This is a genomic window from Legionella sp., assembly GCF_965140895.1.
Lineage (GTDB): Bacteria > Pseudomonadota > Gammaproteobacteria > Legionellales > Legionellaceae > Legionella.
Genome location: NZ_CBCSKT010000036.1, coordinates 140,268 through 155,170, shown reverse-complemented (window position 1 = coordinate 155,170; position 14,903 = coordinate 140,268). Strand labels below are relative to the sequence as shown.

Below are 14,903 nucleotides of genomic sequence, written 5' to 3'. Positions count from 1 at the left end.
TTTAAGTATTGACATATGCCCTCTAAAAAGACACAATCTCGGACCTCGCGGCTATGTAGCTCAGTCGGTTAGAGCGCGGCACTCATAATGCTGAGGTCGGTGGTTCGAGTCCACCCATAGCCACCATTTTTTCATTTAAAATCAATCATATTTCTCTAAAATATTTAAAAATTTGTTGTTAAGTTTTTAAATTTGGTTATCATGTTACTATCTAGGATTTTGCGGTTTTTCAATGCGCTCGATAGTACTTACATTTTTAATATTATGTTCTACATTTGTTTATGCAAATGACATTAATATTTCTACTTCCACCAAGGATGGGAATACAACGTTCTTTCTGCAAGCTGGTGCCTTTAATTTAGAAAAAGATGCTCAACAACGAAAAGCACAGTTGTCCAAGCTAGTTGATTCACCAATAGAAATTAAAAATCTATCTGATAAACGTCTCTATCTCGTGCAAATTGGCCCAATTAATGATTACCCAACAGCAAGAGAATTACAGCACACGCTTTCTCAAAAAATAAATACGTCCCATCATAGCGCAAGCTCCAAAAATCAATCTTCTTTAGCAGCAGCAAACTCAACAGCCAGTAGCGGAGAGACAGCACAAGCAATGCCCGAAGACAGCCAATTATGGAATTTACGCAACGCAGATATTCGCGCGGTCATTGCAGAGGTTTCTCGTGTTACTGGTAAAAATTTTGTGATTGATCCAAGAGTACAAGGAAAAATATCCATTGTATCTTCTACGCCAATGTCTTCCCATGAACTGTATCAGGTATTTCTTTCTGTACTTCAGGTTTCAGGATATGCGGCTATCCCTAGTGGCGAAATTATTAAAATAATTCCCAATATTGATGCCAAAACACAATCATCTGATCCAAGAACACGTCCTCGAGGCGATGACATGATGGTTGCGGTAGTTCCTGTACACTATGTACCAGCAGAACAATTAGTACCCGTTTTAAGACCATTAATGCCACAATGGAGTAGCGTGTCAGCTTATGGCCCTTCCAATATGCTGATTCTTTCAGGTCGTGCAAATAATATTAATAGCCTTGCAACTATCATAAAGCAGGTTGATAACTCAACAGCCAACGGTATTGATATTGTATCCCTAAGACATTCTTTAGCGATGGATATCGCAAATACTCTGAAAGATCTTATAAAGGCTCAACCGAATATGGCTGGCGGACGAACACAAATTTCTATTTCCGCTGATGACCGCTCTAACTCTCTGTTAATTAGCGGTTCCAAAACAGATAGAATACGTCTAAGAATGCTTATTCTAAAGTTAGATCGTGAAAGTTCAGCAGGTCTGAATAGCAATACCCAAGTAGTGTATCTTAATTACATGCGTGCCGAAGATCTGGTCCCTATTCTTGCCGGTATTGCTCAAGCAAACTTTAGTGGGAATGTAGGTACAACGATTGGAACCATTACCCGACCCGCCTTAGATAGTACGAACCCTGCTTCAAATCTTGTAAATAGTGGCCAAAATAACCAACAGAGTTCAATGAGCAGTAACAGTGGCAGTGGTTTATCTTCATCTGCAGCAACAGCGAATACTTCTTCAGCCAGTACCCAAAATGAAGGGTCTACTAAACCATCTGTGCAAATCATTGGAGAGCCAAATACTAACTCCATTATTTTAAACGCCCCCGCCTCAGTTATTAGCGTTTTAAAGCGTGTTATTGCGCAATTAGATATTAAGCCAGCACAATTATTAATTGAGGCCTTGGTTGCCGAAATTAACCAGGATGATGTGAATGACCTAGGTATTGAGTGGGGTACGAATCTGCAAACAGGTAAACCAACCAGCTTTAAAAATGGTTTCGCTATTCTTAATAGCCAAAGTAGAATTGACGATTTTCAAGCACAAATTTATGCTCTGGCTCGAGCACATAAAGCGAATATTTTATCAACGCCATCAGTGGTAGTTCTTGATAATCGCCAGGCAAAAATTCTTGTGGGTAAGCAGGTGTCTATTGCGTCTACTAATTACCCAAATAATGCAAATGGCACTACAACAGCATCAAGTCCATTTACCACCTTTGATCGGGTTAACGTAGCATTACATCTTTATGTAAGACCACAAATAACCCGTGGCAATGGCATTCAAATGCAAATTGACCAGGGGAATGATACCTTAGATCCCTCAGCACTTGCAGAAACATCGACTACACCAACATTTAGCATCAGCAGTATTGTGACCTCCGTGCACGTGGAAAGTGGTAATGTGGTTGTTTTAGGTGGATTAACACAAGATAGCTTGGGTAATGACAATAATCGCATTCCTATTATTGGTGATTTACCAGGAGTAGGAAGATTATTTAAACGCAAGATACACACGCGAGATAAACGGGTTCTTATGGTGTTTATCAAGCCCATTATTCTACGTAATGAACGTGATACGGTGCATGCTACAGATCAGCGATACAATCATACTCGTCAATACCAATTAGATTGGTTGCGTTCACAAGAAGCATATGTGCAAAGTAACAACTCGACCGTGTTACCCGCCTTGAAGCGTGCTGACTTACCAAGACCCTTCAGCCGTCCTCCTTTATTAGTGACTAAATAAGCTATGGATGCGGAAGAGAAATTTCTTAAAATTCCATACAGTTTTGCGAAAAACCATGGGATTGTTGTTGGGAGCGAGTTGGCCGATGGAAAAGCGGTTATTTACCATCTACCTAACGTCTCCCTGCAATCACTTGCGGAAATAAAGCGATTACTTCAGTGTGAGCTGTCATTAAAGCAAGTTGATGAATCAGCTTTTCAACAGCATCTGGCAAATACTTATCAATCTAAATCATCAATTTTAGAGGCGGCTGGTGGAATGGAAGAGGATATGGATCTTTCATTATTAGCAAGCCAGCTTCCAGTCAGTGAAGACTTATTAGAAAATCAGGATGATGCACCAATCATCCGTTTACTTAATGCCTTATTTACGCAAGCAATAAAACAGAAAGCATCAGATATTCATATTGAAACGTATGAGGATCGTGTATTAGTACGTAATCGTATTGATGGTGTTTTACATGAGGTATTAGAGATTCAACGCGCCATTGCTCCTTTGGTTATTTCCAGAGTTAAAGTAATGGCAAAGCTTGATATTGCAGAAAAACGTATACCGCAAGATGGTCGTATTTCGCTGCGTATTGGTGGGCATAATATCGATGTGCGGGTATCTACCCTTCCCTCGAATCATGGCGAACGAGTAGTGTTACGTATTTTAGATAAGCAAGCAGCGCAATTGGATTTAAACCTTTTAGGTATGCCAGCTCCAGCATTAGTGACAATCCGCCAATTAATTGCCGAACCTCATGGTATTATTTTAGTTACCGGCCCTACGGGCTCGGGTAAAACAACCTCATTGTATGCGATGCTTACTGAGTTAAATGAGGTTACGCGAAATATTTTAACCATTGAGGACCCTATTGAATACGATTTAGAAGGGATAGGCCAAACGCAGGTTAATACCAAAGTTCAAATGACTTTTGCTAAGGGGCTAAGAGCGATTTTACGGCAAGACCCTGATGTAGTGATGATTGGGGAAATTCGTGATCTGGAAACAGCAGAAATCGCGGTACAAGCAAGTTTAACAGGACATTTGGTACTTTCCACCTTGCATACCAATAGTGCATTAGGAGCATTAACGCGTTTACGTGATATGGGCGTGGAATCATTTCTTTTATCCTCAAGTATTGTTGGTTTGATTGCTCAACGTCTAGTTCGTAGACTTTGCCCTCATTGTAAGACACCGCACCAATTAAGATATGATGAAAAGGAATTAATGAAGCTTGGCCCTGATGCCGATTTATCAAAAGTATGTGAGCCTAAGGGTTGTGATTTGTGTAACCATCTGGGATATCGAGGCCGAACTAGTATTTATGAATTAATCACCATTGATGACACCTTAAGGGGTATGATTCATCGGAATGAAAATTTTCAGCTAATGGAGGAGCATTTAAGACCCACAATGCCAAGTATTCGTGATGATGGTTTTAAGCGCGTTCTTGCTGGTGATACATCTTTAGCTGAAGTGCTTCGGGTTACTACGCAGAATTAATAATATAGCACTTTTGCCTCAACACCCATATCGCTACGCTAATACGGATGTTGAGGCACGAAGTTCACCTTTTACTTAACCAACTTTCGCCAAGTAGTTCCTTTAGAGCCATCTTCCAACTCAATTCCTTGCTCAAGTAATTCAGCACGGATTTGATCGGCACGCTCCCAATTGCGATCCGCTCTTGCTTGTAGGCGTTGAGCGATTAATTGTTCGATTATCACCTTATCATCCTCTGCAAGGCCTGCTTGCAGAAATTCTGAAGCGTCGGATTGCAATAACCCCATTACTTCGGCGAGGTGTTTTAAGGTTGTGCCTAACACTGGGCTGGCATTTTTATTCACTTCATGACTTAACTGGAATAAAACAGATAAAGCGACTGGTGTGTTAAAATCATCATTCATGGCCTTGTTAAATTCAGCAATCCAATGCTCATCCAACTCACCATTACTCAAAATCGATACGTCTTTCATCGTTTGATAAAGACGGGTCAATGCCTTTTTAGCGTTTACTAAATTCTCTTCAGAGTAATTTAATGGACTACGATAATGACTGCTTAACAAGAAATAACGGATAACTTCAGGATGATGCTCGTTTAACACGTCAGCAATCGTGAAAAAATTACCTAATGATTTAGACATTTTTTCATTATTTACCTGCAACATACCAACGTGCATCCAATAATTAGCAAATGGTTTGCATGTAGCGGCTTCACTTTGCGCAATTTCATTTTCATGATGTGGGAACTGTAAATCCAAACCACCCCCATGAATATCAAATTGCTCGCCAAGCTCTTCCATCGCCATCGCAGAGCATTCAATATGCCATCCAGGGCGCCCTTCTCCCCAAGGTGAGGACCAGCTTGGCTCATCAGCTTTGGCTTTTTTCCACAGCACAAAATCAAGTGGCGAACGCTTTTCTTTAACTACTTCAATACGCGCACCAGAAATTAAACCATCTAAATCTTTATGCGATAACTTACCGTAATCAGCAAAACTATCTACCTGGTAACACACATCACCGTTATCACTTACATAAGCATTACCTTTTTCTAGTAAACGCTCAATTAAACGAATAATCGTAGCAATGTGCTCCGTTGCTCTTGGCTCATAATCAGGTGGTAGAATATTTAAAGCCTTCATGTCTTCATGCATGGCCGCAATGTAATGTGCCGTTAATTCATCAATCGGAATACCACGCTCATTGGCACGCGTGATAATTTTGTCATCAATATCGGTAATATTACGTACAAAGGTTACATCATAGCCTTGGGAACGCAGATAACGCACAATCACGTCAAAAGATACCATAGAGCGTGCATGGCCTAAATGGCAGTGGTCATAAACCGTAATACCACAAACATACATCCCGATCTTTCCTGGGTTAATGGAAACAAACGGTTCTTTTGTTCTAGTTAGCGAATTAAATAAATGTAACATTTCTGCCCCTTAGCTCACTTTTCCCCAAGTATCTTTCAAATCAACCACACGGTGGAAAACACTCACGCATCCATCTTTTTTCTCGTTAACACAATAATAGCCCAATCGTTCAAATTGGAATACTTCACCTTCTGGCTGATGCGCTAAAGAAAGTTCACAAAGCCCTTGCATCGTTTGTAATGAGTCATGATTTAAAAATTGGAAGAAATCGTCTTCACGAGCAGGATTCGCATCCGTAAACAAGCGATCGTATTGCAAAACAGTCACCGGATAAGCATGTTCGCTTGATACCCAATGAATAACGCCTTTGACTTTTCTGTCTTCAGGATTTTTTCCTAATGTATTCTCATCATAGGTACAACGTAGTTCAACCACATCGCCCTGCTCATTATGAATTACTTCATGACACTTAATTACATATGCATGACGTAAACGCACTTCGGCACCAGGTGATAAACGGAAGAATTTCTTAGGTGGCTCTTCCATAAAATCGGAGCGTTCAATATAAAGCTCTCTGGTAAACGGAAGATCACGTCGTCCCGCTTCCGGATCTTGTGGGTTATATGATGCATTAAGCTGTTCAACTTTTCCTTCAGGATAGTTTTCAATCACTACTTTTAAAGGATCCATCACGCACAGAGCACGCTTCGCAGTTCGATTTAATTCAGCGCGAACACACTCTTCTAATAAAGTCATGTCAATCACTGAGTCACTACGCGAAATACCAATCATTTCACAAAACTGGCGAATCGCTGCTGGTGGATATCCACGTTTACGCATACCACGTAAGGTCGGCATACGAGGATCATCCCAACCAGAAACCGCATGTTTCTCAACCAATTCACGTAACTTACGCTTAGAAGTGACTGTATGAGATAAGTTCAAACGGGCAAACTCAGTTTGTACTGGTTTTGCAGGTACTGGTAAATTCTCGATAAGCCAATCATACAATGGTCGATGATCCTGGAACTCCAAAGTACATAAAGAGTGAGTAATTTTCTCTAATGCGTCCGAAATAGGATGCGCATAATCATACATTGGGTAAATGCACCACTCATCACCTGTACGTTGGTGATGCGCGTGGCGAATACGGTATAAAACCGGATCACGCATATTAATGTTACCCGATTGCATGTCAATTTTTGCTCTTAATACATGCGTACCATCAACAAATTCACCAGCTTTCATACGAGTAAATAAATCAAGACTTTCTTCCATAGGACGGTTGCGGTATGGGCTTTCACGTCCTGCCTCTTGCAAAGTTCCACGATAGGCACGAATCTCTTCCATGCTTAAACTGTCTACATAAGCTAAGTCTTTTTTGATTAACAACACAGCAAACTCATAAAGCTCATTGTAATAATCAGATGAATGGGTCATATCACACCATTCAAAACCTAACCAACGCACATCATCAATAATAGCATGCACGTATTCATCTTCTTCCTTGATGGGATTTGTATCGTCAAATCGTAGATAACAGATACCGCCAAATTCTTGCGCCAAACCAAAATTGAGGCAAATAGATTTGGCATGCCCTACGTGCAAATAACCATTAGGCTCGGGTGGGAAGCGCGTCACTAATGATTTATGTTTGCCGCTAGCTAGCTCATCAGTAATCAATTGTCTGATAAAATGTGCTCGTTTTTCGGTTGATTCTGTCATCGGTTTTTCCATCGTTTCCATATGATCTCGTTTGATCGTTATATTAAATACTTAGTTTTTGCAGGTCAGGCCACAGCCCAACCTACACATTAATCATCGCTCATCCATCGCACAGCGCATGGAATGTATTAAGCTTGCTCCGGCTTGCAGCATATCATGTTTTGCCTGATATGCCTCTAAAATCTGATTAATCAAAGCAGCACCAACGATAACCCCATCGGCAAAACTAGCAACCTCTGCAGCCATCTCTGGAGTTTTTATGCCAAAACCAACCATCAAAGGCAAGTTTACTTGCGCTTTGCGTTGTTGATATTGGGCCTTTAAGGACGTGGTATCAAGAGTACTTGAGCCTGTCACCCCTTTTAAAGAAACATAATACAAATACCCTTGAGCATGCTCTTGAATTAAAGCCATGCGTTCATCAGTGGTTGTTGGTGAGCAAAGAAAAATACTATATAAGCTGTGCTTTTGCCAAATAGAATTAATCTCCGCACTCTCTTCGGGCGGCAAATCCACTAAAATCGTGCCATCCACACCCGCATCAGTTGCATGTTGAGCAAATAATTCATAGCCATATTGCTCGATGGGATTTACATACCCCATGATCACAATAGGTGTTTCTTTATCTTGCTCGCGAAACTCCCTGACCATAGCTAATACGTCTGTAGTATATACCTTATGCGCTAACGCGCGCTCCATTGCTTGCTGAATTACGATTCCTTCCGCCATAGGGTCAGAAAAAGGGATGCCTAATTCTAAAACATCAGCCCCAGCCTTTACCAATTCATGCATGAGCTGTACGGTTATCTCAGGATAAGGGTCGCCCGCAGTAATATAAGGACTCAGCATTTTTTTGCCACTAGCTTGTATCTTAGCTAAAACTTTGTCTATTCGGTTCATACGCTAATCCCATCAATACTTGCAACAGTATGCATGTCTTTATCACCACGACCGGATAAATTCACGATAATGTTTTGGTTCTTGTCCATTGTCTTTGCCAATTTCATCGCATAGGCTATCGCATGACTAGACTCTAACGCAGGCATAATACCTTCTACACGAGTCAAGGTACGAAACGCATGTAAGGCTTCGTCATCATTGATGGCTTCATATTTAACTCGACCGATGTCTTTTAAATAAGCATGCTCTGGTCCCACGCCTGGATAATCAAGACCCGCGGAAATCGAATGGGTATCTTGAATTTGTCCATGCTCGTCGCAAAGTAAATAAGTGCGATTACCATGCAATACCCCAGGCTTGCCTGCAATTAGAGAAGCAGAATGTTCACCAGTCTCCAAACCTTTACCGCCAGCTTCAACACCATAAATGGCTACTGACTCATCATTAAGGAAGGGATAAAATAAGCCAATTGCATTAGAACCACCACCAATACATGCCACTAATGCATCAGGTAACTGCCCTTTTGCTTCTAAGAATTGAGCGCGAGCCTCCATACCAATAACCGTCTGAAAATCGCGTACTATCTGTGGGTAAGGATGAGGTCCTGCCACCGTTCCAATAATGTAAAAGGTATCATCAATATGGCTGACCCAATCACGCATTGCTTCATTCAGTGCGTCTTTTAATGTTTTTGAACCTGCAGTTACAGGCACGACCTCAGCACCTAATAATTTCATCCGATAGACATTAGTTGCCTGACGTTTTACATCCTCAGCCCCCATGTAAACAACACACTCAAAGCCTAACTTAGCAGCCACTGTTGCCGAAGCAACACCATGTTGCCCTGCCCCCGTTTCAGCAATGATTCGTGTTTTGCCCATGCGCTTTGCAAGTAAAGCCTGTCCTACCGTATTATTTACTTTATGCGCACCGGTATGATTTAAATCTTCCCGTTTCAGATAAATCTGTGCTCCGCCAACGAGCTGACTTAAACGTTCAGCATGATAAAGTGGGCTAGGACGACCCACAAAATAATTTAATTCTCGACTTAATTCTGCCAAAAACTCAGCATCATAGCGGTACTTGTTATAAGCTTGTTCTAATTCTTTTAAGGCATGCATCAATGTATCTGCGACAAAAATGCCGCCATAGGGACCAAAATGTCCGTGCTCATCAGGAAGTTCTTTTTTATTCATTGCGTATATACCTCACTATGTAAACTAGGCTGTAGAACCTGGTAGTCATGGTATTTAATTTAAGGGAAGCGTTGAAATACGCTTCATAAATTGCGTCATCTTAGTGTGATCTTTTATTCCAGGAGACGCTTCGATACCACTGCATAAATCTACTGCATAAGGATGACAGCTTTTAATCGCATCCAACACATTCGATTCATCTAATCCACCTGCTAATATGTATGGTTTCTCTAGTCGTCGAGGAATGACTCCCCAATCAAAAGTAAGTCCAGTCCCCCCTCGCGCGGTATTTGAGGGCGTATCCAACAACAAAGCACGTGCATCAACATAATCTTCTGCCATCTGTTGAATGTATGCACTTGAATCCGAATGAATGGCTTTAATAAACGGTTTATTAAACTGCTGACAAAATGCTACCGATTCCGCACCATGAAACTGAATCAGTTGAATCGGCAGTTGTTCAATAATTTGCTGTACTAGTTCCACCTCAGGGTCGACCAAAACAGCAACGGCATCGACAAACGGCAAACTATTTTTTAATAAAATCTTAGCCTGTTCCACTGTAACATGGCGTGAGCTTTTGGGATAAAAAATTAAACCTATTGCATCAACGCCTAAGTGAACAGCATGAGCAATATCATCACTACGCGTCATACCACACATTTTGACTCGCACACGCGATGGATTCAATTATTTCTCCCAAAGAAAAGCTGGTCCGGGATTATTTTGTAATATTCCAAACCCCTGAGGATAAGTCACTTGCACTAAATACAAACCATAGGCAGGTGCAGTTTCAGCACCTAATCGTCTATCACGCGCGGCTAAAACCTCTTCGACCCAAGATACCGGATGTTTTCCTGAGCCTACAGCAATTAAAACACCAGCGATATTCCGCACCATGTGATGCAAAAAAGCATTTGCACTAATATCAATAATAACTAAATCATTGGCCCGGGTTACCTGGATTTTATGAACATTCCGCATCGGTGTATTTGACTGACATTCAACAGAACGAAAGGAAGTAAAATCCTTTTCCCCAACTAAAAATTGTGCGGCTTGATGCATTAAACGGTGGTCCAGTTGCCGATATTGCCACGTCATATTGCTGCGCAGCAAAGCAGGCCGAATCGCCCCATTGTAAATTATATAACGATATCTTCTGGCTGTTGCTGAGTAGCGTGCATTGAATTCTTCTGGAAGCTCTTTGCCCCATTTAACGCATACATCTTTAGGCAAGAAGGAATTTGCACCATGAATCCACGCTCGTATACTGCGTTCTTTATCTGTATCAAAATGAACTACTTGATTGGTTGCATGTACCCCAGTATCCGTTCTACCTGCACAAACCACAGAAATAGGACTATCAGCGACTTTTGATAAAGCATGTTCTAAGGCTTGTTGCACGGTATGCAAGCCCGTTTGTGCTTGCCAGCCATGATAGTGGCTACCATCGTACTCAAGCACCAAGGCAATACGCATTCATTATTCCTAAATAAAATGCCTGAATTTATATTACTGTATTTGCTTTGTCTATACCTCAGACGATTCATTTTCAAAGTTTATCTTCCCAAGCATCGGATAATAATTATTTTTCTTGATCCATTTGATTAGCCATGATATTTTTATGGGTTTTATTTCAAAAAAGCACATTGAGACGCATTCTATGAGATGGAATTTTTTTGGTCGCAGCATTGCTTCCTTAGCATTTGTTTTTAGTAGTCCAACTTTTTCTCAAGATACAGAAAAAAACGTAGAGCCATTTTGGAGTTCGACAGGAAATTGGGTTGTCTCTTTCGGGGCTGGCGTACAGTATCCTCAATGGAATGATTTGATGAGGATTAATAATACCCCAAACTCATTAACTCCTCGCAGTAACAATTTATTTTCCACGCGCAATCAAAGTGAACCCGTGATTGGTCTTGCTTTAGGACGGAGTTGGCAACATGATAGCGTATGGTTTCCAGCCTATTCCTTTAGTGCTGTATGGAAGTATTTTTTCCGGACTAATATTGGCAATAGAATCCTGAACAATTCAGGTCCAGAACTCGCTAATTATAAATATGATTGGGATTTAACAGCGAATATGCTTCTGGCTTCTGCAAAAGTGAATCTCTTTCAATATAAAAAATTTTCTCCTTTTGCACATGCAGGAATTGGAAGCTCGTTTAACAGGACATCTCGCTATAAAGAAAGAGCACCCGCTGGTGTAACTCCGCGAGTAAGTCCACAGTTTTCTAATTTCAGTACTAGTGAATTTACATACAATGTTGGTGCAGGCCTTGATCTACTGCTTACACCACAATGGACACTATCTGTTGGGTATAGCTATCAAGACTTGGGACAAATTAGTTCTGGGCCTGGAAAAGGAACTTGGTCTAATCAATCCTTGAACCCTGGTTCTTACCATTCTAATGAAGTGTTGGTTTCTGTAAGTTATATTTTTGGTGGAAATCAGACGGCACAAGTAGTTAAGTAACGTGTTGCACTGACTTATAGGTTAGACCTATGATCGGAGGGAGCCTCTATAAATATAAGGTGAGGATCCCTCCGACCATAGAGCAAGCCTACGATCTTGTGATCATAATTTTTTAATTTCAGAATAGAGATCCGTTCTATTGTTTAATTCATTTTCAAGATTTGTTAATAATTTTTCTGTATTGGTCGCTTAAAAGCACTTTTAAATCGCTTGCATTAGCCCTACCTCTAATACATAATTTACCCCCTGCTTTTTTCCCGGATTACTATGTCAGCATCATTGATTGATGGAAAAAATTTATCTGCTCTCCGTCGAGATCAATTAAAACTACGAGTGCATGAGCTGGTACAACAAGGACATCATGCTCCAGGGCTTGCGGTAGTACTTATTGGTACGGATCCAGCCTCATCAGTATATGTTAATAATAAACGTAAAGCCTGTGCTGAAGTGGGCATCACTTCCCACTCTTATGACTTGTCTGAGGAAACCAGCCAGGAGGAATTAATCAAGCTTATTGATAATTTAAATGATTCCCAAGAGATTGACGGCATTCTCATTCAATTACCTCTCCCCAAGCACATAGATGAAGCAGTGATCATTGAGCGTATTAAACCTGCAAAGGATGTTGATGGATTCCATCCTTATAATTTAGGCCGACTGGCGCAACGTAATCCCCTGCTTCGTCCATGCACCCCGATGGGCATTATGAGTCTGCTGGAACATTATCATCTGAACGTCAAAGGCAAACATGCCGTGGTAATTGGTGCATCAAATATTGTCGGACGTCCCATGAGTTTGGAATTACTTGCTGCAGGAGCTACGGTTACTGTTTGTCATCGTCTGACTCAAAATCTCGAGCATTTCGTGCGCATTGCTGATTTCATCGTTGTTGCAACAGGTCATATGGATGTTATTGATGTTGAATGGCTCAATGAAAAACAAGTTGTTATTGATGTTGGTATCCACCGCCTCTCTGATGGAACGATTCGCGGTGATGTCGATTTCAAAAAAGCACTCAATAAAGTTGCCTGGATTACTCCGGTTCCTGGTGGTGTGGGTCCAATGACTGTTGTCAGTCTACTTGAAAACACCTTAATGGCGGCATTAACGTTAAAACAATAGAGAAAACCTGGTTGTGGGCAACCAGGCTACATCAATTAGATATTAAGACTATTTTTCTTCAAACGAATCCCAATCAAACTCTCCACTGAGTTCGTCAAAGTCGTCTTTAAATTCCTCGCGTAAACGTTTGCGCTCTAATCGTTCTTCTAGCATTCGCCGTACATTTTTTCGATGAGTAGTGTCTGTAACCTCATCATCGTAACTATAATCAGAAAAAGACTGCTCATCATAATCTTCATGCAGATCTCTCATCACTGTCTCCTATCAGACTTTTACCAAAAGGGTACGAGATACTGTAAAATTTGCCCTTCTTACAAAGAGTATAGTAGAAAATTTTTTTAATCTGATATAATTCATCACATTACTCTTATACGAAATTAATTTTATGCTGAGCTATCAACACGGATATCATGCCGGTAATTATGCCGATGTCATTAAACATATTGCGCTAACACGCCTACTAAACTACCTCACGATTAAAGATAAGCCTTTGTTTTATCTTGAAACTCATTCAGGAAGAGGGGTTTATGACTTAAAGAACAAACAAGCCGAAAAAACAGGCGAATACAAACAGGGCATCAAGCTAATCTGGCCTGATCATAAAGCTCTTCCCCCTGTTTTTCATAATTACACGCAAGCTATTTCAGAACTCAATAAAAATAACGAGTTGAAGCACTATCCTGGTTCTCCCAGTTTAGCGATTAAAAACTTACGCGCCCAAGATCGAATGTATTTTTGCGAGCTACATCCAGCAGAGTTTGATGAGCTAAGCACCCTACCCTGTTTCAACAAGAAAGTACATTTCAGCGAAACCGATGGGATTGCAGCAATGAATGCATTACTACCTCCACCTGAAAAGAGAGGTTTAATCTTTATCGATCCCTCTTTTGAAATAAAAGATGAATACAAAACAATTCCTGCCGCTATAAAACAAGCAGTTGCTCGTTTTTCTACAGGAGTTTATTGCCTTTGGTATCCAGTAGTTGATAGACGACTCGTTGATAGGCTGGTGCGAAACATGAAAGACATCAAAGCCAATAGCGCCTTACGTATTGAATTTAATTTAACTATGGCTCCCATGCAGGGAATGTCAGGAGCAGGACTTTGGATAATTAATCCACCTTATACTTTTGCTGAAGAAATGAAAACAGCCCTAGATGCTCTACGCATTTATTTTAATCCAGGGGTTTCCTCTTATCTTATCGAGACCTATTAACATGGCAATTGTCCCTATCTCAGCATTCTCTGATAACTACATTTGGGCGATTATTGATAAAGAGGCCGGGGTTTTTGATTGTGTTGATCCAGGTGACGCTCAGCCGGTGCTTCAATTTGCTAAAGAACAGCATCTGCAGCTACGCTCTATTTTATTAACGCACCATCACAATGATCACATCGGCGGTGTTGCCCAGCTCCTTCATCAGGCTCCTAACTGTATCGTTTATGGGCCTCATGATTCGCGCATTCCTTATATAAACCATCATGTGAGTGAGCATCAAACCATAAACATTGGACACAACTCTTTTCGTATCCTATCTAATCCCGGGCATACCTCCAGCCATATTAGCTATTATGAAGCTCAGCAAGGCTGGTTGTTTTGTGGCGATACACTGTTTTCAGCAGGTTGCGGCAGAGTATTTGATGGAACAATAGAACAATTACATCGTTCAATGGAACTGTTTAAATCATTACCCCCTGAAACAGAGGTTTATTGCGCCCACGAATATACCATGCAAAATTTACGCTTTGCTGAAACGGTAGAGCCTCATAATCAATTTATTCAAATATACATCCAAAAATTACAGGTCCAAACGACTCCTTGTACCCTACCCTCGACTATCGAAATAGAACTATCAATAAATCCTTTTTTACGTACTCAGAGTACCGAAGTACAAAGCTATGCGCAGCATCATGGGGCCTTGTCTACTAACCCGTTAGCTATTTTTTCAGCGTTACGTGAAGCCAAAAACAATTTCAAATAAAAGGCAAAGGGACCTAATTAAAACCGTTGTGGACCAATACAGACCAAA

General features: G+C 40.9%; 13 protein-coding genes and 1 tRNA gene. 7 read left to right on the top strand and 7 right to left on the bottom strand.

Annotation, left to right across the window (positions count from 1 at the left end):
- Positions 1-49: 49 nt before the first annotated feature.
- From ACQY7T_RS05070 to lspE, 3 genes are all read left to right on the top strand, one after another.
- Positions 50-126, top strand: a tRNA-Met gene (locus ACQY7T_RS05070).
- A 106-nt stretch (positions 127-232) separates the two neighbouring features.
- Positions 233-2,584, top strand: a complete 2,352-nt coding sequence (lspD, locus tag ACQY7T_RS05065) for a GspD family T2SS secretin variant LspD (protein WP_428411661.1) — start codon at positions 233-235, stop codon at positions 2,582-2,584.
- Between the two features lie 3 nt (positions 2,585-2,587).
- Entirely contained in the window at positions 2,588-4,075 is a 1,488-nt protein-coding gene (gene lspE, locus ACQY7T_RS05060) for a GspE family T2SS ATPase variant LspE (RefSeq protein WP_428411659.1), read from the top strand.
- Between the two features lie 71 nt (positions 4,076-4,146).
- Here lspE and cysS read toward each other — a convergent pair whose 3' ends face one another.
- The 6 genes from cysS to truA all read right to left on the bottom strand — a co-directional run bounded on the left by cysS (position 4,147) and on the right by truA (position 10,754).
- On the bottom strand, positions 4,147-5,514 hold the full coding sequence (gene cysS, locus ACQY7T_RS05055; protein WP_428411657.1) for a cysteine--tRNA ligase: 1,368 nt from the start codon (positions 5,512-5,514) through the stop codon (positions 4,147-4,149).
- A gap of 9 nt (positions 5,515-5,523) precedes the next feature.
- Positions 5,524-7,179 carry a glutamine--tRNA ligase/YqeY domain fusion protein gene (locus tag ACQY7T_RS05050; RefSeq protein ID WP_428411655.1) on the bottom strand — a complete coding sequence of 552 codons (1,656 nt, stop codon included), beginning with the start codon at positions 7,177-7,179 and terminating at the stop codon, positions 5,524-5,526.
- 93 nt (positions 7,180-7,272) lie between these two features.
- Positions 7,273-8,079, bottom strand: a complete 807-nt coding sequence (gene trpA / locus ACQY7T_RS05045; protein ID WP_428411653.1) for a tryptophan synthase subunit alpha — start codon at positions 8,077-8,079, stop codon at positions 7,273-7,275.
- The gene (gene trpB / locus ACQY7T_RS05040; RefSeq protein ID WP_428411651.1) at positions 8,076-9,275 is read right to left on the bottom strand and encodes a tryptophan synthase subunit beta; all 1,200 of its coding nucleotides are present in this window, start codon (positions 9,273-9,275) and stop codon (positions 8,076-8,078) included. The genes trpA and trpB overlap by 4 nt, the downstream gene beginning before the upstream one ends.
- A gap of 54 nt (positions 9,276-9,329) precedes the next feature.
- Positions 9,330-9,965 carry a phosphoribosylanthranilate isomerase gene (locus tag ACQY7T_RS05035; protein ID WP_428411649.1) on the bottom strand — a complete coding sequence of 212 codons (636 nt, stop codon included), beginning with the start codon at positions 9,963-9,965 and terminating at the stop codon, positions 9,330-9,332.
- Positions 9,966-10,754 carry a tRNA pseudouridine(38-40) synthase TruA gene (gene truA, locus ACQY7T_RS05030; protein ID WP_428411647.1) on the bottom strand — a complete coding sequence of 263 codons (789 nt, stop codon included), beginning with the start codon at positions 10,752-10,754 and terminating at the stop codon, positions 9,966-9,968.
- A gap of 184 nt (positions 10,755-10,938) precedes the next feature.
- Between truA and ACQY7T_RS05025 the strand changes: the two genes are divergently transcribed.
- Both ACQY7T_RS05025 and folD read left to right on the top strand, forming a co-directional pair.
- On the top strand, positions 10,939-11,751 hold the full coding sequence (locus ACQY7T_RS05025) for an outer membrane protein (protein WP_428411645.1): 813 nt from the start codon (positions 10,939-10,941) through the stop codon (positions 11,749-11,751).
- A gap of 267 nt (positions 11,752-12,018) precedes the next feature.
- On the top strand, positions 12,019-12,873 hold the full coding sequence (folD, locus tag ACQY7T_RS05020; protein WP_428411643.1) for a bifunctional methylenetetrahydrofolate dehydrogenase/methenyltetrahydrofolate cyclohydrolase FolD: 855 nt from the start codon (positions 12,019-12,021) through the stop codon (positions 12,871-12,873).
- 48 nt (positions 12,874-12,921) lie between these two features.
- Here the strand turns inward: folD and ACQY7T_RS05015 are convergent, their stop codons facing one another.
- A complete protein-coding gene (locus tag ACQY7T_RS05015; protein ID WP_428411641.1) occupies positions 12,922-13,125 on the bottom strand; it encodes a PA3496 family putative envelope integrity protein in 204 nt (67 codons plus the stop codon).
- A 133-nt stretch (positions 13,126-13,258) separates the two neighbouring features.
- On the opposite strand from ACQY7T_RS05015, the gene ACQY7T_RS05010 reads away from it, so the two are divergent.
- Together ACQY7T_RS05010 and gloB are read left to right on the top strand one after the other, a co-directional pair.
- Entirely contained in the window at positions 13,259-14,089 is an 831-nt protein-coding gene (locus ACQY7T_RS05010; protein WP_428411639.1) for a 23S rRNA (adenine(2030)-N(6))-methyltransferase RlmJ, read from the top strand.
- A 1-nt stretch (position 14,090) separates the two neighbouring features.
- On the top strand, positions 14,091-14,855 hold the full coding sequence (gloB, locus tag ACQY7T_RS05005) for a hydroxyacylglutathione hydrolase (RefSeq protein WP_428411637.1): 765 nt from the start codon (positions 14,091-14,093) through the stop codon (positions 14,853-14,855).
- Positions 14,856-14,903: the final 48 nt, after the last annotated feature.

What these genes read in the sequence shown, in the direction of transcription:
- lspD (WP_428411661.1), top strand. Translation starts at nt 233, where the DNA reads ATGCGCTCGATAGTACTTACATTTTTAATATTATGTTCTACATTTGTT.
- lspE (WP_428411659.1), top strand. Translation starts at nt 2,588, where the DNA reads ATGGATGCGGAAGAGAAATTTCTTAAAATTCCATACAGTTTTGCGAAA.
- cysS (WP_428411657.1), bottom strand. Translation starts at nt 5,514, where the DNA reads ATGTTACATTTATTTAATTCGCTAACTAGAACAAAAGAACCGTTTGTT.
- ACQY7T_RS05050 (WP_428411655.1), bottom strand. Translation starts at nt 7,179, where the DNA reads ATGACAGAATCAACCGAAAAACGAGCACATTTTATCAGACAATTGATT.
- trpA (WP_428411653.1), bottom strand. Translation starts at nt 8,079, where the DNA reads ATGAACCGAATAGACAAAGTTTTAGCTAAGATACAAGCTAGTGGCAAA.
- trpB (WP_428411651.1), bottom strand. Translation starts at nt 9,275, where the DNA reads ATGAATAAAAAAGAACTTCCTGATGAGCACGGACATTTTGGTCCCTAT.
- truA (WP_428411647.1), bottom strand. Translation starts at nt 10,754, where the DNA reads ATGCGTATTGCCTTGGTGCTTGAGTACGATGGTAGCCACTATCATGGC.
- ACQY7T_RS05025 (WP_428411645.1), top strand. Translation starts at nt 10,939, where the DNA reads ATGAGATGGAATTTTTTTGGTCGCAGCATTGCTTCCTTAGCATTTGTT.
- folD (WP_428411643.1), top strand. Translation starts at nt 12,019, where the DNA reads ATGTCAGCATCATTGATTGATGGAAAAAATTTATCTGCTCTCCGTCGA.
- ACQY7T_RS05015 (WP_428411641.1), bottom strand. Translation starts at nt 13,125, where the DNA reads ATGAGAGATCTGCATGAAGATTATGATGAGCAGTCTTTTTCTGATTAT.
- ACQY7T_RS05010 (WP_428411639.1), top strand. Translation starts at nt 13,259, where the DNA reads ATGCTGAGCTATCAACACGGATATCATGCCGGTAATTATGCCGATGTC.
- gloB (WP_428411637.1), top strand. Translation starts at nt 14,091, where the DNA reads ATGGCAATTGTCCCTATCTCAGCATTCTCTGATAACTACATTTGGGCG.